Origin of the sequence: Serratia nevei, from assembly GCF_037948395.1 — a bacterium.
GTDB classification, from domain to species: Bacteria; Pseudomonadota; Gammaproteobacteria; order Enterobacterales; family Enterobacteriaceae; genus Serratia; species Serratia nevei.
In genome coordinates, this window is the sequence record NZ_CP149940.1 from 782998 (window position 1) to 805758 (window position 22761).

General features: G+C 61.0%; 23 protein-coding genes. 15 read left to right on the forward strand and 8 right to left on the reverse strand.

Annotation, left to right across the window (positions count from 1 at the left end; all coding sequences use genetic code 11):
- Positions 1 to 31: 31 nt before the first annotated feature.
- Positions 32 to 1102, reverse strand: coding sequence for an aminopeptidase (locus V8N38_RS03570; RefSeq protein ID WP_049272587.1), 1071 nt, complete (start codon positions 1100 to 1102; stop codon positions 32 to 34).
- A 260-nt stretch (positions 1103 to 1362) separates the two neighbouring features.
- On the opposite strand from V8N38_RS03570, the gene cysG reads away from it, so the two are divergent.
- The 5 genes from cysG (at position 1363) to V8N38_RS03595 (ending at position 6202) form a co-directional block, all read left to right on the forward strand.
- The gene (cysG, locus tag V8N38_RS03575) at positions 1363 to 2793 is read left to right on the forward strand and encodes a siroheme synthase CysG (protein WP_147839744.1); all 1431 of its coding nucleotides are present in this window, start codon (positions 1363 to 1365) and stop codon (positions 2791 to 2793) included.
- 22 nt (positions 2794 to 2815) lie between these two features.
- Entirely contained in the window at positions 2816 to 3724 is a 909-nt protein-coding gene (cysD, locus tag V8N38_RS03580; protein ID WP_004932620.1) for a sulfate adenylyltransferase subunit CysD, read from the forward strand.
- Positions 3725 to 3735: 11 nt separating this feature from the next.
- A complete protein-coding gene (cysN, locus tag V8N38_RS03585) occupies positions 3736 to 5163 on the forward strand; it encodes a sulfate adenylyltransferase subunit CysN (RefSeq protein WP_055316082.1) in 1428 nt (475 codons plus the stop codon).
- Positions 5102 to 5791: an adenylyl-sulfate kinase gene (cysC, locus tag V8N38_RS03590; RefSeq protein WP_147839745.1), complete on the forward strand. Its 690-nt coding sequence runs from the start codon at positions 5102 to 5104 to the stop codon at positions 5789 to 5791. The genes cysN and cysC overlap by 62 nt, the downstream gene beginning before the upstream one ends.
- Before the next feature lie 84 nt (positions 5792 to 5875).
- On the forward strand, positions 5876 to 6202 hold the full coding sequence (locus tag V8N38_RS03595; protein ID WP_004932611.1) for a DUF3561 family protein: 327 nt from the start codon (positions 5876 to 5878) through the stop codon (positions 6200 to 6202).
- 52 nt (positions 6203 to 6254) lie between these two features.
- Here the strand turns inward: V8N38_RS03595 and V8N38_RS03600 are convergent, their stop codons facing one another.
- The 3 genes from V8N38_RS03600 to V8N38_RS03610 all read right to left on the reverse strand — a co-directional run bounded on the left by V8N38_RS03600 (position 6255) and on the right by V8N38_RS03610 (position 8565).
- Positions 6255 to 6977 carry an amino acid ABC transporter ATP-binding protein gene (locus V8N38_RS03600; protein WP_038871895.1) on the reverse strand — a complete coding sequence of 241 codons (723 nt, stop codon included), beginning with the start codon at positions 6975 to 6977 and terminating at the stop codon, positions 6255 to 6257.
- Complete coding sequence (locus V8N38_RS03605) at positions 6961 to 7680, reverse strand: amino acid ABC transporter permease (protein WP_042706788.1); 720 nt, start codon at positions 7678 to 7680, stop codon at positions 6961 to 6963. Before V8N38_RS03605 ends, V8N38_RS03600 begins: the two co-directional genes overlap by 17 nt.
- 114 nt (positions 7681 to 7794) lie before the next feature.
- The gene (locus V8N38_RS03610) at positions 7795 to 8565 is read right to left on the reverse strand and encodes a basic amino acid ABC transporter substrate-binding protein (protein WP_039568898.1); all 771 of its coding nucleotides are present in this window, start codon (positions 8563 to 8565) and stop codon (positions 7795 to 7797) included.
- Positions 8566 to 8968: 403 nt separating this feature from the next.
- Between V8N38_RS03610 and ftsB the strand changes: the two genes are divergently transcribed.
- From ftsB to rpoS, 8 genes are all read left to right on the forward strand, one after another.
- Positions 8969 to 9289: a cell division protein FtsB gene (ftsB, locus tag V8N38_RS03615; RefSeq protein WP_016929043.1), complete on the forward strand. Its 321-nt coding sequence runs from the start codon at positions 8969 to 8971 to the stop codon at positions 9287 to 9289.
- Positions 9290 to 9292: 3 nt separating this feature from the next.
- Positions 9293 to 10000 carry a 2-C-methyl-D-erythritol 4-phosphate cytidylyltransferase gene (ispD, locus tag V8N38_RS03620; protein WP_147839746.1) on the forward strand — a complete coding sequence of 236 codons (708 nt, stop codon included), beginning with the start codon at positions 9293 to 9295 and terminating at the stop codon, positions 9998 to 10000.
- A 10-nt stretch (positions 10001 to 10010) separates the two neighbouring features.
- Positions 10011 to 10484 (forward strand): 2-C-methyl-D-erythritol 2,4-cyclodiphosphate synthase, encoded by a 474-nt coding sequence (ispF, locus tag V8N38_RS03625; protein WP_004932594.1) that lies wholly within the window; start codon positions 10011 to 10013, stop codon positions 10482 to 10484.
- A gap of 4 nt (positions 10485 to 10488) precedes the next feature.
- The gene (gene truD, locus V8N38_RS03630) at positions 10489 to 11535 is read left to right on the forward strand and encodes a tRNA pseudouridine(13) synthase TruD (RefSeq protein WP_147839747.1); all 1047 of its coding nucleotides are present in this window, start codon (positions 10489 to 10491) and stop codon (positions 11533 to 11535) included.
- Entirely contained in the window at positions 11516 to 12277 is a 762-nt protein-coding gene (surE, locus tag V8N38_RS03635; RefSeq protein ID WP_084826836.1) for a 5'/3'-nucleotidase SurE, read from the forward strand. The genes truD and surE overlap by 20 nt, the downstream gene beginning before the upstream one ends.
- A complete protein-coding gene (locus V8N38_RS03640) occupies positions 12271 to 12897 on the forward strand; it encodes a protein-L-isoaspartate(D-aspartate) O-methyltransferase (protein ID WP_047728898.1) in 627 nt (208 codons plus the stop codon). Before surE ends, V8N38_RS03640 begins: the two co-directional genes overlap by 7 nt.
- A 325-nt stretch (positions 12898 to 13222) precedes the next feature.
- Positions 13223 to 14221 carry a murein hydrolase activator NlpD gene (nlpD, locus tag V8N38_RS03645; RefSeq protein ID WP_038871876.1) on the forward strand — a complete coding sequence of 333 codons (999 nt, stop codon included), beginning with the start codon at positions 13223 to 13225 and terminating at the stop codon, positions 14219 to 14221.
- Positions 14222 to 14275: 54 nt separating this feature from the next.
- Positions 14276 to 15274 carry an RNA polymerase sigma factor RpoS gene (gene rpoS, locus V8N38_RS03650; protein ID WP_004932578.1) on the forward strand — a complete coding sequence of 333 codons (999 nt, stop codon included), beginning with the start codon at positions 14276 to 14278 and terminating at the stop codon, positions 15272 to 15274.
- A 79-nt stretch (positions 15275 to 15353) separates the two neighbouring features.
- Here rpoS and mutS read toward each other — a convergent pair whose 3' ends face one another.
- The 4 genes from mutS to V8N38_RS03670 form a co-directional block, all read right to left on the reverse strand.
- Positions 15354 to 17909: a DNA mismatch repair protein MutS gene (mutS, locus tag V8N38_RS03655; protein ID WP_147839748.1), complete on the reverse strand. Its 2556-nt coding sequence runs from the start codon at positions 17907 to 17909 to the stop codon at positions 15354 to 15356.
- A gap of 309 nt (positions 17910 to 18218) precedes the next feature.
- Complete coding sequence (locus tag V8N38_RS03660; protein ID WP_244951304.1) at positions 18219 to 19211, reverse strand: hypothetical protein; 993 nt, start codon at positions 19209 to 19211, stop codon at positions 18219 to 18221.
- A 29-nt stretch (positions 19212 to 19240) separates the two neighbouring features.
- Complete coding sequence (locus tag V8N38_RS03665) at positions 19241 to 20212, reverse strand: aldo/keto reductase (RefSeq protein WP_060425313.1); 972 nt, start codon at positions 20210 to 20212, stop codon at positions 19241 to 19243.
- Positions 20213 to 20224: 12 nt separating this feature from the next.
- Positions 20225 to 21025, reverse strand: a complete 801-nt coding sequence (locus V8N38_RS03670; protein WP_049200335.1) for an SDR family NAD(P)-dependent oxidoreductase — start codon at positions 21023 to 21025, stop codon at positions 20225 to 20227.
- Positions 21026 to 21131: 106 nt separating this feature from the next.
- Between V8N38_RS03670 and V8N38_RS03675 the strand changes: the two genes are divergently transcribed.
- Positions 21132 to 22025, forward strand: coding sequence for a LysR family transcriptional regulator (locus tag V8N38_RS03675; RefSeq protein ID WP_060440751.1), 894 nt, complete (start codon positions 21132 to 21134; stop codon positions 22023 to 22025).
- Between the two features lie 418 nt (positions 22026 to 22443).
- Entirely contained in the window at positions 22444 to 22761 is a 318-nt protein-coding gene (locus V8N38_RS03680; RefSeq protein WP_033641898.1) for a PTS sugar transporter subunit IIB, read from the forward strand.

Genomic DNA, 22761 nt, shown 5'->3' on the forward strand with positions numbered 1-22761 from the left:
TCAGCAATGCTGGGCCCTGTTTTTTTGCGGGCTACTTTTTCTTCTGTGCTTTCGGCGGGTGCGCCTGCGCCAGCTCTTTGATCAGCGGCAGCAGGATCTGCACGCTGTCGCGGCTGCGTTTGTCGATCCGTCCCGGCAGGTAGCGATCCAGGTACTGCAGGTTGTCATACTGCGGGCGGTGCCAGGTGATGCCCTGCGGGAAGTGCGGGCTGACGGCGCGCTGCTGGTAGCCGTCCTTGTCGCCCAGCGACCAGTTGGTGGCCTCCACCGACAGCACCGGGATGCCTGCGGCGTCGAATACCTCTTGATCGGAGCAGCAGCCGGTGCCCTTCGGATGCTGTGCGCTACCCGGATTGCTGGCGGCGGCGATGCCGTAGCGATGGGCGATATCCAGCGCGCGATCGCGGGAGCGTTTCGCCATCTGCGGCGGCGTGTTGCGCCCGGCGTTGAAGTACAGGCGATCGCCGGTGATCAGGCTGTCGAGGTTGATCACCAGCACGGTGTTGCTTTTCTCTTCCGCGCTCATGCGCTGCAGGTAGTTCTGTGCGCCCAACGAGCCGAGCTCTTCGGCGCTGGTGGCGACGAAGCGCAGGCCGTAGGCAGTGGGGATGCTTTTCAGGCGCTCCGCCAGTTCCAGCATCACGCCGATGCCGGAGGCGTTGTCGTCGACGCCCTGCAGCGTCAGGCCGCCGAGGTTGTTATCCAGATCTTCGTCGCTCTGCGGCGTGTAGGTGTCGAAGTGGGCGACGATCACTATCTGTTTCGGGTTGTCGCCGTTGCGGGCGGCGATCACCGAGCTGGCGGTGACGTTGTTCCAGTTCTTCTTGCCGTCTTTGCTGGTGTAGAGGTAGCGCGTGTTGACGCTGCGAATGTCGCTTTGGTAACCCATCTTGGCGAACTGCTGCTTCAGGTAGTCGGCGGTGAGCAATTCGGCCGGGCTGCCCGCCATGCGGCCGGGGAAGTAAGTGGCGATGTGGCGGGTCTGTTCGGCGGCGAAACGGCCCATTGGCGCGTCTTTTGCGGGCTGTGCGGCACAAACGCTGAAGACGCCGCCGAGTGCGAGGGCCAGCAGGCTGGTCTTCAGGTAAAAACGGGAAAACATACCGAAAAATCCTTCTTTGCTATCGGCGCTGCCGATCATTTTTCTGCGGCACCCAGTATGAGACGCCGGGCGGCATTACACAATTTCCCCGTCTCTTAATTTTCGCGCGAATGCGCAAACCGCCGTGCGATTATCACCGTTTGCCTCTGGCGTTGCGGCCTATATTCCATAAAGGAACTAATCATTCCTTTTCGTCATTTCAGAGGCTAAATCTCAGCCCGTATAGTCACACTATCTTTCTGTTATATGAAAAGGCTGTTGTGGACTATCTACCAATATTCGCCGATCTGAAACAACGTCCGGTGCTGGTCGTTGGCGGCGGTGACGTGGCTGCGCGCAAAGTCGATCTGCTTCAGCGCGCCGGGGCTGAAATACGGATAGTTGCGCAGTCGCTCTCACCGGAACTGGAACAACAACGTCAGCGAGGGCAACTGCTCTGGCTGGGGAAAACCTTTGACCCGCCGCAGCTGGACGACGTGTTTCTGGCGATCGCCGCCACGGACGACAACGCGCTGAACGCCGCGGTGTTTGCCGAAGCGGATAAACGCCGGGTGTTAGCCAACGTGGTGGACGACCAGCCGCGCTGCTCGTTCATCTTCCCGTCGATCATCGATCGCTCGCCGCTGGTGGTGGCCGTATCGTCCAGCGGCCAGGCGCCGGTGCTGGCGCGGTTGCTGCGCGAAAAGCTGGAGGCGCTGCTGCCCGCCAGTTTGGGGCAGATGGCGCAGGTGGCGGGCCGCTGGCGCGGCCAGGTCAAACAGCGGCTGGCCTCGATCGGCGAGCGTCGCCGTTTCTGGGAGAAAACCTTCGGCGGCCGTTTCGCCACGCTGGTGGCCAACGGCCAGACGGCGCAGGCGGAGCGGCAGCTTGAGCAGGATTTGCAAAGCTTCGCCGCAGGCGATGAAGGCGTGCAGGGTGAGATAGCCTTGGTGGGCGCCGGGCCGGGCGACGTGGGGCTGTTGACCCTGCGCGGGCTGCAGGTGATGCAGCAGGCGGACGTGGTGCTGTATGACCATCTGGTCAGCGGCGAGATCCTCGATCTGGTGCGCCGCGACGCCGAGCGCATCTGCGTGGGCAAGCGCGCCGGCGCGCACTCGGTGATCCAGGAAGAGACCAACCGGCTGTTGGTGGAGCTGGCGCAGCAGGGCAAACGCGTGGTGCGCCTCAAGGGCGGCGACCCGTTCATTTTTGGCCGGGGCGGCGAAGAGCTGCAGGTAGCCGCCGCCGCCGGCATTCCGTTCCAGGTGGTGCCGGGCGTCACGGCCGCCGCGGGGGCGACCGCCTACGCCGGCATTCCGCTGACGCACCGCGACCACGCGCAGAGCGTGACCTTTATCACCGGCCACTGCCGCCCCGACGGCGATGGCCTGGACTGGGCCGATCTGGCCCGGGCGCGGCAGACGCTGGCTATCTACATGGGCACCATGAAGGCGGCGGACATCAGCCAACGCCTGATCGCCCACGGCCGCGCTGCCGATACGCCGGTGGCGGTGATCAGTCGCGGCACGCGCGCCGATCAGCAGGTGCAGATCGGCACGCTGGATCAACTGGAACATCTGGCCCAACGGGCGCCGCTGCCGGCGCTGCTGGTGATTGGCGAAGTGGTGGAACTGCACCATCAAATCGCCTGGTTCGGGCATCAATCGCAGACGGAAGGGGCCGCGCGCCCGGCCGTCGTGAATTTGGCATAGGCAAGGCTTTTAAGGACCTGTTATGGACGAAAAACGACTCACTCATTTGCGGCAATTGGAGGCGGAGAGTATCCATATCATCCGTGAAGTCGCCGCTGAATTCGCCAACCCGGTGATGCTGTATTCCATCGGCAAAGACTCTTCCGTGATGCTGCATTTGGCGCGCAAGGCGTTCTTCCCCGGCACGCTGCCGTTCCCGCTGCTGCACGTCGATACCGGCTGGAAGTTCCGCGAAATGTACGAGTTCCGCGATCGCACCGCGAAAGAGTACGGCTTCGAGCTGCTGGTGCATAAAAATCCGGAAGGGGTGGCGATGGGCATCAACCCGTTCGTGCACGGCAGCGCCAAGCATACCGACATCATGAAGACCGAGGGCCTGAAGCAGGCGTTGAACAAGTACGGTTTCGACGCCGCCTTCGGCGGTGCGCGGCGCGACGAGGAGAAATCGCGCGCCAAAGAGCGCATCTATTCGTTCCGCGATCGCTTCCACCGCTGGGATCCGAAAAACCAGCGGCCGGAGCTGTGGCACAACTACAACGGCCAGATCAACAAAGGGGAGAGCATCCGCGTCTTCCCGCTGTCGAACTGGACCGAGCTGGACATCTGGCAGTACATCTTCCTGGAAAAGATCGACATCGTGCCGCTGTACCTGGCGAAACCGCGCCCGGTGGTGGAACGCGACGGCATGCTGATGATGGTGGACGACGATCGCATCGATCTGCAGCCGGGCGAAGTGATCAGCCAGCGCATGGTGCGTTTCCGCACCCTGGGGTGTTGGCCGCTGACCGGCGCAGTGGATTCGCAGGCGCAAACCCTGCCGGAGATCATCGAAGAGATGCTGGTCTCCACCACCAGTGAACGCCAGGGGCGGATGATCGACCGCGATCAGTCCGGCTCGATGGAGCTGAAAAAGCGTCAAGGGTATTTCTAAGGAGCCGCCGGATGAACAACGCAATTGCACAACAAATCGCTGACCAGGGCGGCGTCGAATCCTACCTGCACGCGCAGCAACACAAGAGCCTGCTGCGCTTTCTGACCTGCGGCAGCGTCGACGACGGCAAAAGCACCCTGATAGGTCGCCTGCTGCACGATACCCGCCAGATCTACGAGGATCAGCTGTCGACGCTGCACAGCGACAGCAAACGCATCGGCACCCAGGGCGAGAAGCTCGATCTGGCGCTGTTGGTGGACGGCCTGCAGGCCGAGCGCGAGCAGGGCATCACCATCGACGTGGCCTATCGCTATTTCTCGACCGAAAAACGCAAATTTATCATCGCCGATACCCCAGGGCATGAGCAGTACACCCGCAACATGGCCACCGGCGCCTCCACCTGCGATCTGGCGATCCTGTTGATCGACGCGCGCAAAGGGGTACTGGACCAGACTCGTCGCCACAGTTTTATCGCAACCCTGCTGGGCATTCGCCATCTGGTGGTGGCGGTGAACAAAATGGATCTGGTGGACTACCAGGAAACGGTGTTCGAGCAGTTCAAACAGGATTACCTGACCTTTGCCCAGCAGCTGCCAGGCGATCTGGACATCAAATTCGTGCCGCTGTCGGCGCTGGACGGCGACAACGTGGCGAGCGAAAGCGCCCATATGCCGTGGTACAGCGGCCCGACGCTGCTGGAAGTGCTGGAGAGCGTTGACGTGGTCAGCGAGCGAGAAAACCAGCCGCTGCGCTTCCCGGTGCAGTACGTCAACCGCCCGAACCTCGATTTTCGCGGCTATGCCGGCACGCTGTCCGCCGGCGTGGTGCGGGTGGGGCAACGGGTCAAAGTGCTGCCTTCCGGCGTGGAGTCCAGCGTGGCGCGCATCGTGACCTTCGACGGCGATCTGCAAGAGGCGGTGCCGGGCGAGGCGATTACGCTGGTGCTGAAGGATGAGGTGGACATCAGCCGCGGCGATCTGCTGGTCGACGCCGGCGAAAGCCTGCAGGCGGCGCAGAGCGCGCTGGTGGACGTGGTATGGATGGCCGAGCAGCCGCTGGTGCCGGGCCAGAGCTACGACATCAAGATCGCCGGTAAAAAGACCCGCGCCCGCGTGGAGAGTATCCGCCATCAGGTGGAGATCAATACGCTGGCGCAGCACCCGGCAGACACGTTGCCGCTTAACGGCATCGGTCTGGTGGAGCTGACCTTCGACGAGCCGCTGGTGCTGGACAGCTATCAGAGCAATCACGACACCGGCGGGCTGATCTTCATCGATCGCATGAGCAACGTCACGGTAGGCGCCGGTCTGGTGCGCGAAACGCTGCAGGCCACCCCGGCGGCGCACGGCGAGTTCAGTGCCTTCGAGCTGGAGCTGAATGCGCTGGTGCGTAAGCACTTCCCGCACTGGGGCGCACGTGATCTGCTCGGTGGTCGATAAGGTGGCCGCTGAACTGAGGGCGACCGGGCCGGACGATGAGAACGTGGTTTGGCATCCGCATGCGGTGACGCGCGCGGATCGCGAAGCGCGCAGCGGCCATCGCGGCGTGGTGCTGTGGTTTACCGGGCTGTCCGGCTCGGGCAAATCCACCGTCGCCGGCGCGCTGGAGCAGGCGCTGCACGAGCTCGGCGTCAGCACCTATCTGCTGGACGGCGATAACGTGCGCCACGGCCTGTGCCGCGATCTCGGCTTCTCTGACGAGGATCGGCGCGAGAACATCCGCCGGGTGGGGGAAGTGGCCAAACTGATGGTGGATGCCGGGCTGGTGGTGCTGACCGCGTTTATTTCGCCGCACCGCGCCGAGCGGCAGATGGTGCGCGAAATGCTCGGCGACGATCGCTTTATCGAAGTGTTCGTCGACACGCCGTTGGCGATCTGCGAGGCGCGCGATCCGAAGGGATTGTATAAAAAAGCGCGCGCCGGCGAACTGCGCAACTTCACCGGTATCGACGCGGTTTACGAGGCGCCGCAGCAGCCGGAAATCCACCTTGATGGCCAACAATTGGTAACAAATTTGATTGCGCAATTGTTAGACGTGTTGCGTGGCCAGGCTATTATCAAACCCTGAATTCAAAAAAAGCGTGTGGCGTTTTTCGCCATGCGCTTTTTACTCTAAGCCGCCGCAGAGCGAGCCGAATAACCAGGGATCACTATGCAAAATGTCACGCCTATCTTGATCGACTCCAAGCAGTCAAAACAGGAGAGAGAGGAGCCTTCTTATTCTTTCCTGGGCGGCGTCAGCGGCTTTGTTTTCTACTGGCTGGCGTTCGCGTTGCCGTTCCTGGTTTACGGTTCCAACACGCTGTTTTTCCTGCTCTATACCTGGCCGTTCTTCCTGGCGCTGATGCCGCTGTCGGTGCTGATCGGCATCACCCTCAGCATGCTGTTGCGCGGCCGTCTGATCCTGACGCTGCTGCTGACCGGCGCCATCGTGCTGTGCCTGTTCTGGCTGGTGTTCAGCTTCTTGACCGGGTGGTGAGAGAGCGGGCGCCGATGCCGGCGCCCGAAGGATTGCAAAGCGGTGCCGAAGGTTACAAAACTTTGCTCAGAAACGCCTGTGTGCGCGGATTGGCCGGATGGCTGAAGATCTGCTGCGGCGCACCTTCCTCCTGAATGATCCCCTGATCGATAAACAGCACTCGATCGGCCACCTCGCGGGCAAAGCCCATCTCATGCGTGACCACCACCATGGTCATGCCCTCGTGCGCCAGCGATTTCATCACCGCCAACACTTCGCCCACCAGCTCCGGATCGAGCGCGGAGGTGGGTTCGTCAAACAGCATGATCTTCGGCTCCATCGCCAGCGCGCGGGCGATCGCTACCCGCTGCTGCTGGCCGCCGGAGAGGCTGTTGGGGTAGGCGTCTATCTTGTCGAGCAGCCCGACCTTGTGCAGCAGCTGCTCGGCTTGCGCGATGGCTTCGGCGCGCGGCCGTTTCTTCACGCTCACCGGTGCCATGATGATGTTTTCCAACACCGTCATGTGCGGGAACAGGTTGAAGCGCTGGAACACCATACCTACGCTTTCACGCATCTTGTTTAGGTCGGTTTTTTGATCGTGAACGGCGAAGCCGTTGACCTCGATCTCGCCGCCGGAGAGCGTTTCCAGCGCGTTGATGCAGCGCAGGAAGGTGCTCTTCCCGGAGCCGGAAGGGCCGATGACGCACACCACTTCGTTGGCGGCGATCCGGCAGGAAATGCCGCGCAGCACGTGGCTCTCGCCGAACTGTTTTTGCAGGTTATGTACGCGAATCACTTTTACCGAACCTCTTTTCCATGTGTTGCACCAGCAGCGAGAGCAGGAAGGTGATGACCCAATAGACCAGCGAAATGGTCAGGTAGGGCTCCCAATAGGTGGCGTAGGCGCCGGAGACGGTGCGGGCGGCATAGGCCAGATCCGCCAGGCCGATGGCGGAGGCCAGCGACGAATCCTTGACGATGGCGATGGCGTTGTTGCCCAGCGGCGGCAGCATGCGGCGGAAGGCCTGCGGCAGGATCACCTGGCGCATGGTCTTGCCGTAGCTCATGCCCAGCGAGCGCGAGGCCTCCATCTGGCCGCGGTCAATCGACTGGATCCCGGCGCGGAAGATCTCCGACACATAGGCGCCGGCGTTGAGCGTGATCGCCACTACGCAGGAGAGAAAGGCACCGTAGTCGGCGCGCAGCGCGCGGGCAAAATCGACGCTCATCAGGCCGCTGGTGACCAGCAGGCCGTCGCGCGGGTTGATGAACAGCGGCACCAGTGCGAAGTGCACCACCATGATCTGCACGAACAGCGGCGTGCCGCGAAAGGCGCTGATGTAAATGCGCACCGGCCACTGAACGCCGTAATGCAGGATAGGTTTCCAGATGCCGTGCGGCGCTTGCGCCAAACGGCCCAGCCCGAGGATCAATCCCCAGGTGGTGCCGAGCAGTACGCAGATAATGGTGCATTTGATGGTCATCCAGGCACCTTCCATAAACAGCGGCGCGTATTCCTGGATGATCTCCCAGCGGAAGTTCAAAAGGTATTCCTTCTTGGTAGGCTGAAACGGTGGTGCGCCGACGGCCTGGCGGGCGCCGGCGACAGGGCATTATTCCGCCGGCAGCGTCGGTACGTTGCTGTCGAACCAGGTTTGGTAAATCTTGGCGTAGGTGCCGTCGGCGACGATTTTCTTCAGGCCGGCGTTGATCTTGTTGCGCAGTTCGTCGTTGCCTTTGGCGACGGCGATGCCGAAATACTGGCGCTCGAACTTGGCGTCGGGCACCAGCTTGAAGGCTTTCTCAGGATGGGTTTTGATATAGAACTTGGCCACGCCGACGTCGCCGACCGCCGCGCCGATGCCGTCTTCATACAGCTCCTGCAGCATCAGCGGGGTATTGTCGAAGCGCTTGATGGCGGTGCTGTTTTTGCCCAGCACGTCGGACACCACGATGTCGCCGGTGCTGGAGTTCACCACGCCGACCTTCAGCGCTTTCAGCGCGGCGATGGAGTCTACCGTCGAGTCCTGCGGCACCACGATAGCCTGCTCGGCCGGGAAGTAAGGCGCCGAGAAATCAACCATTTGTTTGCGCTTGTCGGTGATGGTGATGCCGGAAATGATGATGTCGCGATCGCCGGAATTCAACGTGGCGAAGATCCCCTCCCACGGCGTATTGATCAGTTTGATCTGGAAGCCTTCGGCCTTGGCCACCGCTTTGATGATGTCGATGTCGAAACCTTCCAGCTGTTTTTGGCTGTTTTCAAACTCGAACGGCCGATAGGTGCCGCCGGAACCGACGACGTAGGTAGGTTCAGCCGCCAACGCGGCGGTGGAGAAGGTGGCGGCCAGGCAGGCGCCGATCAGAACTAAACGTTTTAACATCGCGATCCCCGATAATGAAAGGTTATATATTGGAATTATTTATGCACTGGTAGTGCATAAAAATAAGCTTCAATGAATGAAAGCACAACCCCTGCATAAGGATTATTCTTTCTATGGTGGTAAATATTCACTTTTTGCATTGTGGCGGAGTAAGCGATGGGGCAGAAAGCGGCGGTGCAGTGGTTCTTGCTGCATAATGGGTGAAGGGCAGTGTGTGCCTCATTGGAAAACGCGTCGTGCGCATCGGGTGTAAGGGGCTTTTTTTGCCGCTTTCGCCGCGGAATTGGGCGATAAACTCGGGAACCCTTCATCCGTATTCTGAATTTGGCGTTGAAATGCCGCTCTCAGTGTGGAGTCCAACGAAAAGTTGTGGGATGATTGGTCGGTTTTTCAGGGGGCGGAGATGGGAAAACTTACGCTGCTATTGCTGGCATTGCTCGGTTGGTTACAGTATTCACTGTGGCTGGGCAAAAATGGTATTCACGATTACGTGCGAGTCAATGAAGACGTTGCGGTCCAACAGGGCAACAACGCCAAGTTGAAAGCGCGTAACGATCAGCTGTTTGCCGAAATCGATGATTTGAACGGCGGTCAGGAAGCGATCGAAGAGCGAGCGCGTAATGAGCTGGGCATGATCAAGCCCGGTGAGACTTTCTATCGTCTGGTTCCTGACCAATCCAGACGCAACGCGGCGTCTTCCTCGCAAAATAACGCACAAAAATAACGCATGAATCACTCCGCAGGCACCTTTCCCTCGGTGATTGCCGTCCTGCCCGCTGCCGGTATCGGCAGCCGCATGCAGGCGGAATGCCCGAAGCAATATTTAACCATCGGTCGGCACAGCATCGTCGAGCACGCTATCCATGCCCTGTTGTGTCATCCGCGCATTGAGCGGGTGATCGTGGCGATCGGCCCCGAAGATCGCCAGTTCGAACAGTTGCCGATCGCCCAGGATCCGCGGGTGATCGTCACTGAGGGGGGCAAACAGCGCGCCGATTCGGTGATGGCCGGGCTTAAACTGGCGGGCGATGCGGACTGGGTGCTGGTGCACGACGCTGCACGTCCCTGCCTGCACGCCGACGATCTCGAGCGCCTGCTGGCGATCACCGCACACAGCAAGGTCGGCGGCATTCTCGCCGCCCCGGTGCGCGACACCATGAAACGCGCCGAACCCGGCCGCGAAACCATCGCCCACACCGTCGAACGCCAGGATCTGTGGCACGCGCTGACGCCGCAGCTGTTTCCGCTGCCGCTGCTCAAGCAGTGCCTGCAGCGCGCGCTGGATGAAGGTGCGAACGTCACCGACGAAGCCTCGGCGCTGGAGCATTGCGGTTATCATCCGCAGCTGATCGCCGGCCGGGCGGACAACATTAAAGTAACGCGGCCGGAGGATTTGGCGCTGGCGGCGTTTTATTTGACTCAGTTGGACAATTAAGGAGCGCATCATGCGTATCGGTCACGGTTTTGACGTACATAAATTCGGCGGCGAAGGCCCGCTGGTGATCGGTGGCGTTCGCATCCCTTACGACAAAGGTTTGCTGGCCCACTCCGACGGCGACGTCGCGCTGCATGCCGCGACCGACGCCCTGCTGGGCGCGGCGGCGCTGGGCGATATCGGCAAGCTGTTCCCCGATACCGATCCGGCGTTCAAAGGCGCCGACAGCCGCGAACTGCTGCGCGAAGCCTGGAAACGCATCCGCGCCAAAGGGTACCGCCTCGGCAACCTCGATATCACCATCATCGCCCAGGCGCCGAAAATGGCGCCGCACATCCCGCAGATGCGCGTCTTCCTGGCGGAAGATCTGCAGTGCCATATGGATGACGTCAACGTGAAGGCCACCACCACCGAGCAGCTCGGTTTCACCGGGCGCGGCGAGGGCATCGCCTGCGAAGCGGTCGCCTTGCTGATCAAGGAATAACCGCATGGATATGGCGAATCTGACCTGGCTGCATGGCCGGCCGCAGAGCACCGGGGTGTTGAAAGCCAATCCGGAAGATTTCGTGGTGGTGGAAGACCTGGGCTTTGCGCCGGACGGTGAAGGCGAGCACGTACTGGTGAACATCCGTAAAAACGGCTGCAATACCCAGTTCGTGGCCGATTACCTGGCGCGCTTCGCCGGTATTCACGCCCGTGCCGTCAGCTATGCCGGCTTGAAGGATCGCCACGCGGTGACCGAGCAGTGGTTCTGCCTGCATATGCCGGGTAAGGACACGCCGGATTTCTCCCGGTTTACGCTGGAAGGCTGCGAGGTGCTCTCGTACGCCCGCCACCTGCGTAAAATGCGCATCGGCAACCTGAAGGGCAACCACTTTACGTTGGTGCTGCGCCAGATTTCCGACCGGCAGGACGTGGAACGCCGCCTGCAGGCCATCGCCGCGCAGGGCGTGCCGAACTACTTCGGCAGCCAGCGTTTCGGCCGCGGCGGCAACAACCTGGTGATGGCGCGCCGCTGGGCGAATGACGAAATTCGCGTCAAAGAGCGCAGCAAGCGTAGTTTCTACCTGTCCGCCAGCCGCAGCGCGCTGTTTAATCAGGTCACGAGCAGGCGCCTGGCCGACGGCCTGCAGCGCACCGTGCTGGAAGGTGACGCCCTGCAGCTGAGCGGCCGCGGCAGCTGGTTTGTCGCCAAAGCCGATGAGCTGGAGACGCTGCAACAGCGCCTGGATGCTGGCGAGCTGGTTGTCACCGCGACGTTGCCGGGCGACGGCGAGCCGGGTACTGCCGGCGATGCGTTGGCATTTGAACAACAATGCTTGGCGGAGCAGCCGGAATTGCTTACGCTTTTAAAGCGCGAGCGTGTCGAACCCGCTCGTCGGGCCCTGCTGTTGCAGCCGCAAAATATGCTGTGGAACTGGTGGGATGACGTTACCGTGGAACTGCGCTTCTGGCTGCCGGCAGGCAGCTTCGCCACCAGCGTAGTTCGCGAGATCATGCAGCAGGATGACAGTGATGCGGATATTGCTGAGTAACGATGACGGCGTCAGCGCTCCGGGCATTCAGGTGCTGGCGGCGGCGCTGCGGGAATTCGCCGAGGTGCAGGTCGTGGCGCCGGATCGTAACCGCAGCGGCTCTTCCAATGCGCTGACGCTGGAATCGCCGCTGCGCACGCAGACGCTGGCCAACGGCGATATTGCGGTGCTGCAGGGGACGCCGACCGACTGTGTCTATCTTGGCGTCAACGCACTGATGCATCCGGCACCGGATATCGTGGTCTCTGGCATCAACGCCGGGCCGAATTTGGGCGACGACGTCATCTATTCCGGCACCGTCGCAGCGGCGATGGAGGGCCGGCATTTGGGGCTGCCCGCATTGGCGGTGTCGTTGAACGGCCACCAGCACTATGCGACTGCCGCCGTCATTACCTGCCGTATCCTGCGCGCGTTGCGGCGTGAGCCGTTGCGTACCGGAAAAATCCTGAATATCAACGTACCGGATCTGCCCCTGGCGGAGATTAGAGGCCTGCGCGTTACCCGCTGCGGCAGCCGCCATCCCGCCGACAAGGTGTTCTGCCAGCAGGATCCGCGCGGACAAAATCTCTACTGGATCGGGCCGCCTGGTGATAAATTTGATGTCGGGCCGGATACCGACTTTGCGGCGGTGGAACAAGGCTATGTGGCGATCACGCCGCTGCAGGTGGATTTGACCGCCTACGCGGCGCAGGAAGTCGTGAAAACATGGTTAACCAAGGCAGAGGTTAGCGGGGAATGGTGAACAAGCGTATGCAAACATTGCTGACGCAGCTGCGGCAGCAGGGGATCCGGGACGAAAAGCTGCTACGGGCGATCGAAGCGGTGCCGCGCGAGCGTTTTGTCGACGAAGCGCTGGATCATAAGGCCTACGAAAACACCGCGCTGCCGATCGGCTCCGGCCAGACCATTTCCCAGCCTTATATGGTGGCGCGGATGACCGAGCTGCTGAATTTGAAGCCCACTTCACGGGTGCTGGAGATCGGCACCGGTTCCGGTTATCAGACCGCTATCCTGGCACATCTGGTGCAACACGTTTGTTCCGTCGAGCGCATCAAGGGGCTGCAGTGGCAGGCCAAGCGCCGCCTGAAGCAGCTCGATCTTCATAATGTTTCCACCCGCCACGGCGACGGCTGGCAGGGCTGGGCATCGCGCGGTCCGTTCGATGCGATCATCGTCACCGCCGCACCGCCGGAGATCCCGCAGGCGCTGGTGGAACAATTGGACGACGGCGGCATTTTGGTGCTGCCGGTGGGCGAGCAGGCCCAAACCCTCAAACGCATTCAACGCCATGGCAACGAGTTCGTTGTCGATGCGGTGGAAGCGGTGCGCTTTGTCCCGCTGGTGAAAGGCGAATTGGCCTAGCGATTGTCTGATTTTTCGACCGTCTGCAAAATCTGTTGCACTTTCATCACGTCCGGATAAGGTTTTCTCGTTCCAATCAGGCTAATTTTCACTAGAATTGGCCTTTCTACGTAGTTGTCTTATGGTGCGGCAACGCCAATGTGGTTAGCATTGGCGCGCGTTTTGATGCTCCGGCGGGAGATGACCTGGCGTTCAGGGATCGGCCGGCGGCGCCTTTACATCGCAGGGACTGGGAAGTGGCAAAAGCTCGGCTACGATGTAAAGGGTATTTTGGATATATCACTGATATTGCTGTCATGGGGGAAGCATGAGCACGGGAAGCCCAATGATTACGTTACGCCGGGTAGCGGTGTGTACGATGGTAAGTTTGTGGTTGGCGGGTTGTACGAACAATGCCTCGACGTCGGCCCCTATCAGCAGCGTGGGTGGCGGCGGTGCCGTTCCATCCGGCAATAATAATGGCGGGGCGCAGCAGGTCAGCCCCGAGGGCCGCATTGTCTATAACCGCAGTTATAACGCTATCCCTAAAGGGAGCTACAGCGGCGGTGAAACCTATACGGTCAAGCGCGGCGACACGCTGTTTTATATCGCCTGGATCACCGGCAACGATTTCCGCGACCTGGCGCAGCGCAACAATATTCCTGAGCCATACAGCCTGAATGTTGGCCAAACCATTCAGCTTGGTAATGGTTCTGCCAACGGCGGCGGCGGCATGCTGGCGACGACAGACGCGACCAAAGGCGGCGTTCCGAAGCCACCTTCCAGCTCCCAGATCCAGACGGCAACGGTTGATTCTCAATCAACTAACGCGTATTCTGAAAACTCGGGTAAACAGAATGTAGGTAAGATGTTACCTGCAGCAGGTGCCGCAGCGGTTGGGACCGCGACTGCGCCTGTTACCGCACCGGAAGCCGCTCCACCCGTGAGCAGCACCGTCAGCAACAGTTCTCCGGTCAGTACCTGGAGATGGCCGACTGACGGTAAGATTATTGATAACTTTTCCTCATCAGAAGGTGGGAATAAGGGCGTCGATATCGCCGGTTCCCGTGGGCAGCCTATCTTCGCTACCGCCGATGGCCGCGTAGTGTATGCCGGCAACGCTTTACGGGGTTACGGTAATCTAATCATCATCAAACACAATGATGATTACCTGAGCGCCTACGCTCATAACGACACAATGCTGGTCCGGGAACAACAAGAAGTGAAGGCGGGTCAAAAAATAGCCACCATGGGTAGCACCGGTACCAGTTCAGTACGTTTGCATTTTGAAATTCGTTACAAGGGGAAATCCGTAAACCCGCTGCGTTATCTTCCGCAGCGATAGATTGGGCAGAATACGCTGAGATTCTGCTCGCGGTATCACGGGTAGGAGCAGCATATGAGCCAAAATACGCTGAAAGTTAACGAGTTACATGATGATGCGGATTTCGACGAGAATGGAGCTGAGGCTGAGTCGTTTGATGAAAAAGCGCTGGTAGAAGAAGAGACCAGCGAGAACGATTTAGCGGAAGAAGAGCTGTTGTCTCAAGGCGTTACGCAACGCGTATTGGATGCGACGCAGCTCTATCTGGGTGAGATCGGTTATTCACCTCTGCTGACCGCAGAGGAAGAAGTCTATTTTGCGCGGCGTGCTCTGCGCGGTGACGTGCCGTCCCGCCGCCGCATGATTGAAAGCAACCTGCGGCTGGTGGTGAAAATCGCCCGCCGCTACAGCAACCGCGGTCTGGCGCTGCTGGATCTGATCGAAGAGGGTAACCTCGGTCTGATTCGCGCAGTGGAAAAATTCGACCCGGAACGCGGTTTCCGCTTCTCCACTTACGCAACCTGGTGGATCCGTCAGACGATTGAACGGGCGATCATGAACCAAACCCGTACCATTCGTTTGCCTATCCATATCGTCAAAGAACTGAATGTCTATCTGCGCACCGCGCGCGAGCTTTCCCACAAGCTGGATCATGAACCGAGCGCTGAAGAGATTGCCGAGCAACTCGACAAGCCGGTGGATGACGTCAGCCGCATGCTGCGTCTGAATGAACGCATCACCTCGGTGGATACGCCGCTGGGCGGGGATTCGGAGAAAGCGCTGCTGGACATTCTGGCCGACGAGAAGGACAACGGGCCTGAAGACACCACGCAAGACGACGATATGAAGCAAAGCATCGTCAAATGGTTGTTCGAACTGAACGCCAAACAGCGTGAAGTGTTGGCGCGTCGTTTCGGCCTGCTGGGCTATGAAGCGGCGACGCTGGAAGACGTAGGCCGGGAGATTGGCCTGACGCGTGAGCGCGTTCGTCAGATTCAGGTTGAAGGCCTGCGCCGCCTGCGTGAGATTCTGCAGATGCAGGGCCTGAGCATTGAGGCGCTGTTCCGCGAATAACGCCGGTTGTTGAACCGCATCAAATAAAAACGGTGAGCATGATGCTCACCGTTTTTTTATGCCCGCGTTTGGCACCAGACTACACCATATTTTTCAGCCGGTAGATCCATTCCAGCGCCTGGCGTGGCGACAGGGAATCCGGATCCAGCGCCTCCAGGGCTTCTACCGCCGGCGAGGTCTCTTCCTGCAGCAGCGTCATCTGGGTGGCATCGACGCTGCCCGAGGCGGTGTGGCTGGAGATAGACTCCAGCTCGCGCAGCTTCTGACGGGCGCGCTTGATGACGTCGCGCGGCACGCCGGCCAGCGCGGCGACCGCCAGGCCATAGCTTTTGCTGGCAGCCCCGTCCTGCACGCTGTGCATGAAGGCGATGGTATCGCCATGTTCGAGCGCGTCCAGATGCACGTTGACCACGCCTTCCATTTTCTCCGGTAGCGTCGTCAGCTCGAAGTAGTGGGTGGCGAACAGCGTCATCGCCTTGATGCGGTTGGCCAGGTTCTCGGCGCAGGCCCAGGCCAGCGACAGGCCGTCGTAAGTGGAGGTGCCGCGGCCGATTTCATCCATCAACACCAGGCTGTGCTCGGTGGCGTTGTGCAGAATGTTGGCGGTTTCGGTCATCTCCACCATGAAGGTAGAGCGGCCGGAAGCCAGATCGTCCGCCGCGCCGACGCGGGTGAAGATGCGATCCACCGGGCCGATGGTGGCCTTGGTGGCCGGCACGTAACTGCCGATGTGCGCCATCAGCACGATCAGCGCCGTTTGCCGCATATAAGTGCTTTTACCGCCCATGTTCGGGCCGGTGATGATCAGCATGCGGCGCTGTGGCGACAGGGTGAGCGGGTTGGAGATAAACGGCTCACTCAGCACCTGCTCTACCACCGGGTGGCGGCCTTCGGTAATGCGGATCCCCGGCTGTTCACTCATGGTTGGGCAAGCGTAGTTCAGGGTATCGGCGCGCTCGGCCAGGTTGGCCAGCACGTCCAGCTCGGCCAGTGCGGCGGCGCTTTGCTGCAGTTCCGCCAGGTGCGGCAGCAGCAGATCAAACAGCTCGTCGTACAGGCTTTTCTCGATCGCCAGCGCCTTACCCTTGGAGGTGAGCACTTTGTCTTCGTACTCTTTCAATTCCGGGATGATGTAGCGCTCGGCGTTTTTCAGCGTCTGACGGCGCACATAGTGGATCGGCACCAGGTGGCTTTGGCCGCGGCTGACCTGAATGTAGTAGCCGTGTACGCCGTTAAAACCGACCTTGAGCGTATCCAGCCCCAGCTTTTCACGCTCGCGGATCTCCAGCCGATCGAGGTAGTCGCTGGCGCCGTCGGCCAGTGCGCGCCACTCGTCCAGTTCGCTGTTGTACCCGGGGGCGATCACGCCGCCGTCGCGCACCAGCACCGGCGGCGATTCAATGACCGCGCGTTCCAGCAGCTCACGCAGCTCGTCGAACTGGCCCACCTGTGACAGCAGCTGCTGCACGTGCGGGGTGTCCACGTCTTGCAGCAGCGCGCGGATGTCCGGCAGTTGCTGGAAAGCATGGCGCATGCGCGCCAGATCGCGCGGCCGCGCGGTGCGCAGCGCCAGACGCGCCAAAATTCGCTCCTGATCGCCCACCTGACGCAGAGAAGGCTGCAGATCGGTGAACAGGTCCTGCAATGCGCCGATCGCCTGTTGGCGGGCGGTGAGAACCTTGATATCGCGGGTCGGCATGTGCAGCCAGCGTTTCAGCATGCGGCTGCCCATCGGCGTGACCGTGCGATCGAGGATCGCCGCCAGCGTGTTGTCGCTGCCGCCGGACAGGCTTTGCGTCAGCTCCAGATTGCGGCGGGTCGCGGCGTCCATGATGATGCCGTCCTGCTGGCGCTCCATGGTGAGGCCGCGAATGTGCGGCAGTGAAGTGCGCTGGGTATCTTTGACGTACTGCAGCAGGCAGCCGGCGGCGCGCAGCGCCTGGTGCGCCTGCTCGACGCCAAAGCCGGTCAGATCGCGGGTGCCGAACTGCAGGTTGAGCTGCTGACGCGCGGTCTCAAGCTCGAATTCCCACAGTGGGCGGCGGCGCAGGCCGTGGCGCTGTTCTATGAGCGCCATTTGTTCGAAGGTTTCCGGGTAGAGCAGCTCGGCCGGATTGGTGCGCTGCAGCTCGGCGGCCATGGTTTCCTGATCCTGCGGCTCGGCGACGCGGAAGCGGCCGGAGCTGACGTCCAGCGTGGCGTAGCCGAAACCGCGCGCGTCCTGCCAGATCGCCGCCAGCAGGTTGTCCTGACGCTCTTGCAGCAGCGCTTCGTCGGTGATGGTGCCGGGGGTGACGATACGCACCACTTTGCGTTCGACCGGCCCTTTGCTGGTGGCCGGATCGCCGATCTGCTCGCAGATGGCGACGGACTCGCCGAGCTGCACCAGCTTGGCCAGGTAGTTCTCCACCGCGTGGTGCGGCACGCCGGCCATCGGGATCGGTTCACCCGCCGAGGCGCCGCGTTTGGTCAGCGAGATATCCAGCAGTTGGGAAGCGCGCTTGGCGTCGTCGTAAAACAGCTCGTAGAAGTCGCCCATGCGGTAGAACAGCAGGATTTCAGGATGCTGGGCCTTGAGGCGCAGGTACTGCTGCATCATTGGCGTGTGCGAATCGAGTTTATCGGTGCTATTCATGCGATTATTTTTCCAATCCATTGAATGTAAAGGTCACTGTGATTTTCATTGTCATCATTCGCTATCACATTGTTTCAGCAGGCGCCGCCCCCTTTAGCGCTTGCCGGGCGGCGCAAATCAAATCATCAAAACGCCAGACGGCGCGCTCAAACCCGAGGTTTGCACAGACGCTTATACTAGCCCAGCGGGCAATCGGCTGTCACAGGTAAAAATGGGAAGCGCTGCGCAAGGCCGGTTTGTAACGCAGCGAGATTGTTGTTCGCCTGCGGGCAACAACGCAAGTCGCCGCCCGCAGTGGTGGTGGAAAGGTTATTGCGCGGCGGTGAGAGGCAAAGGCAGTTGATAGAGGCGGAAGCTGTCGGGCACTTCGGTTTCATGGCCGGGCAGCAGGCGGTGGCGGATGCGCGATTCGCTGACGAAGGCGCAGCCTTGTGGCGTGATAGTCAGGTTGACCGGCGATTCCATGCCTTCGCGCAAGATCTCAATCCGGTGCATGCCTGCCGCCTTGGGGGAAGGGATCCGCAGGATCCGCCCCTGGCCGCTCTGGATCCCGTTTTCCAGCACGATCAGCGCGCCGTCCGGTGCCAACCCCATCCCGTCCGGGTTTTCGATGAGGCGCGGCAGCTGCATTTCCGTCAGCTGCGGCTTTGGATCGTTATAGCTGAGGGTGTAGAGCTTACCGGTGCCGAAATTGGCGACTGCCATCAGCCGGTCGTCGAGCAGCACGATCCCGGCGGCCCCCAACCCGCTGGGAGCCGCCAATTGCGGATCCCGATACAGCGTACTGAATGCCGTTTCGCCCGGCCGCAGGCGCAGGATGCCGCCGCCGCGGGTTTCCGTCACGTACACCGTGCCGTCTGCGCCAAGCACGATATCGTTGCCCATTTCCCCCGCCGGCAGCGCCAGGCTGCGGTTGAGGGTGCCATCCACGACGTTCAGCGCATAGATGCGGTTGGCGCGCGTTTTGCCGCCGGAGAGAAAGTCCGGCGAGTTCCCCCACAGCAGCCCGCGCCGTTCGTCCAGCCGCAGCGCGTTTGAGGCGAACACCGTGTCAGCGCCGGGGAAGAAGGTTTCCCACGCCTGACCCGGCCGTTTGCGCAGCACGTTGCCGCTGGTGATCAGCCCGACATACAGCGTACCGTCCGCCGCGCGGGCGATGCCGTTGGGGTAAAGTGCGCCGGGCGGCAGCGTTATGCTGCTTTCTGTGCAGTCTGCGCTGACGGCGGCCTGCGCCGGCGCGCTAAGGGTGAATGCGGCAGCGAGGGTGAACAACGCCGCTCGCGCGGTAACAGCGTATGACATGTTTCTCTCCGGGAATGAGGGAAAGGGGGCTACCAGCGCTCGGGGCGGGCAGCGTGTGCCATTGGCGCCTCCAGCGCGGCCACGTCTTCCGGCGATAGCCTGAGGTCGAGCGCCGCCAGCGCATCCTGCAGATGGTGTGGCTTGGACATGCCCACCAGCGGCGACGCTACGCCGGGTTTGGCCAACAGCCAGGCCAGCGCGATCTGCGCCGGTGGAACGCTGTGCACGGCCGCCACCTCCGCTACGGCAGCGACGGTGCATTCCACCTCGTTTCTGCCGCCGTACCAACGGGGCGCCTGTTCGTCGGTGGCGGCGCGCAGCGTGCCGCCACTGGCGGAGCCGGCCAACACGCCGCGGGCCAGCGGCGACCAGGGCGTCAGGCCAAGACCTTCCTCCAGGCACAGCGGGATCAATTCTTCTTCGTCTTCACGCGTCACCAGGTTGTATTGGCTTTGCAACGAAATAAACGGCGCCAGGCGGTGCTGACGTTGAAAGGCCAGCATTTTCATCAGGCGCCAGGCGTGCAGTGAAGACGCGCCGAGATAGCGGATCTTGCCCGCCCGCACCAGGCCGTCGAGGGTGTCGGCAGTTTCTTCGATCGGCGTTTCGGTGTCGAAGCGGTGCAGGACGAACAAATCGAGGTAATCCGTTCCTAGCCGCTGCAAGGAGGCGTCGACGCTGTGCAGCAGGTGCTTGCGCGACAGCCCGCGGCTGTTCGGCTGCGCGTCCATCGGAAAGTAGGCTTTGGTGGCGATCACCACGTCTTCACGACGGGCGAACGCCTTCAGCGCGCGGCCGAGAATGCGCTCGCTTTCTCCGCCGGAGTAAATGTTGGCGGTATCGAAAAAATTGATGCCCGCCTCCAGCGCCTCACGGATAAAGGGGCGCGCTTGCTCTTCTTTCAGCACCCAGGGCCGCCAGGCCGGATCGCCGTAGGTCATGCCGCCCAGACAAAGGCGGGACACCTGCAGGCCGCTGTCGCCAAGCCGAACGTAGTTCATGGCGTCGCCCCCTCAACGCATGCCGGCGATGGTGTAACCGCCGTCCACCAGCAGGCTTTGGCCGGTGATGAAGCGGGCTTCGTCCGTCGCCAGCCACAGCGCCACATCGCCGATGTCTTCCGATTCGCCCAGGCGGCCGGCGGGCGTGTGGGCGATAAAGGGCGCGAACGCCGCGCTGTCAGCCACGCTGCCGCGCGCCATCGGCGTGTCGATGATGCCGGGGTTGATGTTGTTGACGCGGATGCCCTGGCCGCTGTATTCGAGCGCCACCGCGCGGATCATCGCATCGAGCGCGCCTTTGCTGGCGGAATAGCTGGATGAGCCGGCGAGCGCGCCGTGGGTCAGCCAGGAGGAGGTGTTAACGATCACGCCGCCTGAATGTTGCGCCAGGAAGGTTTCAATCTCGTATTTCATCGCCAGCCAGACGCCACGGAGGTTAATGGCGATCACGCGGTCAAAATCCTCGCTGCTCTGTTCGGTGATGGGGGCGAAGTTGCCGATGATGCCGGCGTTGTTGAAGGCGACGTCGAGCCGGCCGTAGTGGGCGGTCACCGTGGCGAGCAGCCTGCGGATGTCGTTTTCCTGGGAGACGTCGGCCACGATGGGCAGGGCGTCGCCGCCGGCGAGCGCGATGTCGCGCGCCGTGGCTTCGATTTCCGCCGCACGCCGGCCGGCCAGCGCCACTTTTGCGCCTTCGCGGGCATAGGCCAGCGCGGCTGCGCGGCCGATACCGGTGCCGCCGCCGCTTACCAGCACGACTTTGTCAGCCAGACGGCGCGGCGTTTCATGAGTTGGGGCTGTAGTATTAATCATCGCATCGATACCTGGTAATGGGTTCGATCGCAATGCTATGTTGTTAGATGACGGATAACTATCCGCTAAAAATTCATCTCACTATTAGATAATTTATATTAATAGCATGAAGAAACCCGAATTGTCCGGCCTGGCAGCCTTCGTGGCTATCGCCAGTGAACGCAGCTTCCGCCGCGCCGCCGCCCGACTGGGCGTGACGCCGCCGACGCTGACCCACACCCTGCGCGAACTGGAAGCGCAGGTGGGCATTCGCCTGCTGAACCGCACCACCCGCAACGTCTCGCCGACGGAGGCCGGTGAGCATCTGTTGGCACAGCTGGTGCCGGCCTTTACCGACATCGACGCCGCGCTGGAGAGCCTGAATGCGTTTCGCGAAGGGCCACGCGGCCTGGTGCGCATCAACGCGCCGCGTTCGGCGATCGATCTCGCCATCGTACCGCATCTGGGGCGGTTGGCCAGCGAGTACCCCGGCATTACGCTGGAGGTAGTGGCGGACGAAGGGTTTGCCAACATCGTCGAGCAAGGCTTTGACGCCGGTATTCGGCTCGGCGAGGATCTGCACAACGATATGCGTGCGGTGCGCCTGACGCCGGATCTGCGTTTTGCCATCGTCGCCACGCCGGACTATTTTCAACGGCACGGCGAACCGACGCATCCACAGGATTTGCTGCAGCACCGCTGCATCGGTTGGCGCAAGGCCTCTTCGGGCGAGCGCTACAAATGGGCATTTCAGCAGGGCGAGCAGCGATTTTCCGTGGCGGTCAACAGCCCGCTTATCGTGGATGACGCCAGGCTGTTGCTGCAGGCGGCGTTGGCGCACGTTGGCATCGCTTTCGCCATCGAACAGGAGGTGGAAGAACACCTCGCGAGCGGGCGGCTGCGGCGGGTGTTGGCCGACTGGTGCGCGCCGTTTCCCGGTTTTTACCTCTATTATCCCAACCGCAGGAATCATTCCGTGGCGCTGACCACGGTGATCGAGTTGCTGCGTCTGCCCACCTAATCTTCTTTACCGGCCATCGCGTTCGGATGGCAAGTAAGCGAATCAAGCTTGAACTATTTTTATTCCCCCTTCGTTTGTTCGGGCGCAAATAATCCCTTAAATTCCCGGCGAGTTTATAACTGGCTGTTTATAATTGCTATTTGAGTACTTATTGCGAATATTCCGAGTTTTTATCGGTTATTTGAGAGCCCGGTCACACTATTTTTTTATGTGAAATGTGAAGGGGGTCAAGCCAGTAGGTCAAGGAGAGACGGTTATTATCCTAGCTGGCTTACCGATCCGTTTTTCATGCTCCGTATACTGTCTGCAACCAGGGCAACGTGACGGAAATTTTCATAAGGAATGTGCGTGAAGCAATCGTGATTGCATCTGGCATACAAATAACACGGGGTTTTTTTGATTATCTGAGGTGCTTGGTATGGAAAAGAAAAAAATCTATCTGTTTTGTTCTGCCGGTATGTCCACTTCCCTGTTGGTATCAAAAATGAAGGCGCAGGCCGAGAAATACGAAGTACCGGTGATCATCGCCGCCTATCCGGAGGCGCTGGCCGCGGAGAAAGGCATTGAAGCGGATCTGATCCTGCTGGGGCCACAGATCGCCTACACCTTGCCGGAAGTGCAAAAACAGCTGCCCAACAAACCTGTTGAAGTCATCGATCCGCTGCTGTACGGCAAGGTCGATGGGCTGGGGGTGCTGAAGGCCGCGGTGGCCGCCATCAAGAAAGCCAATCAATAA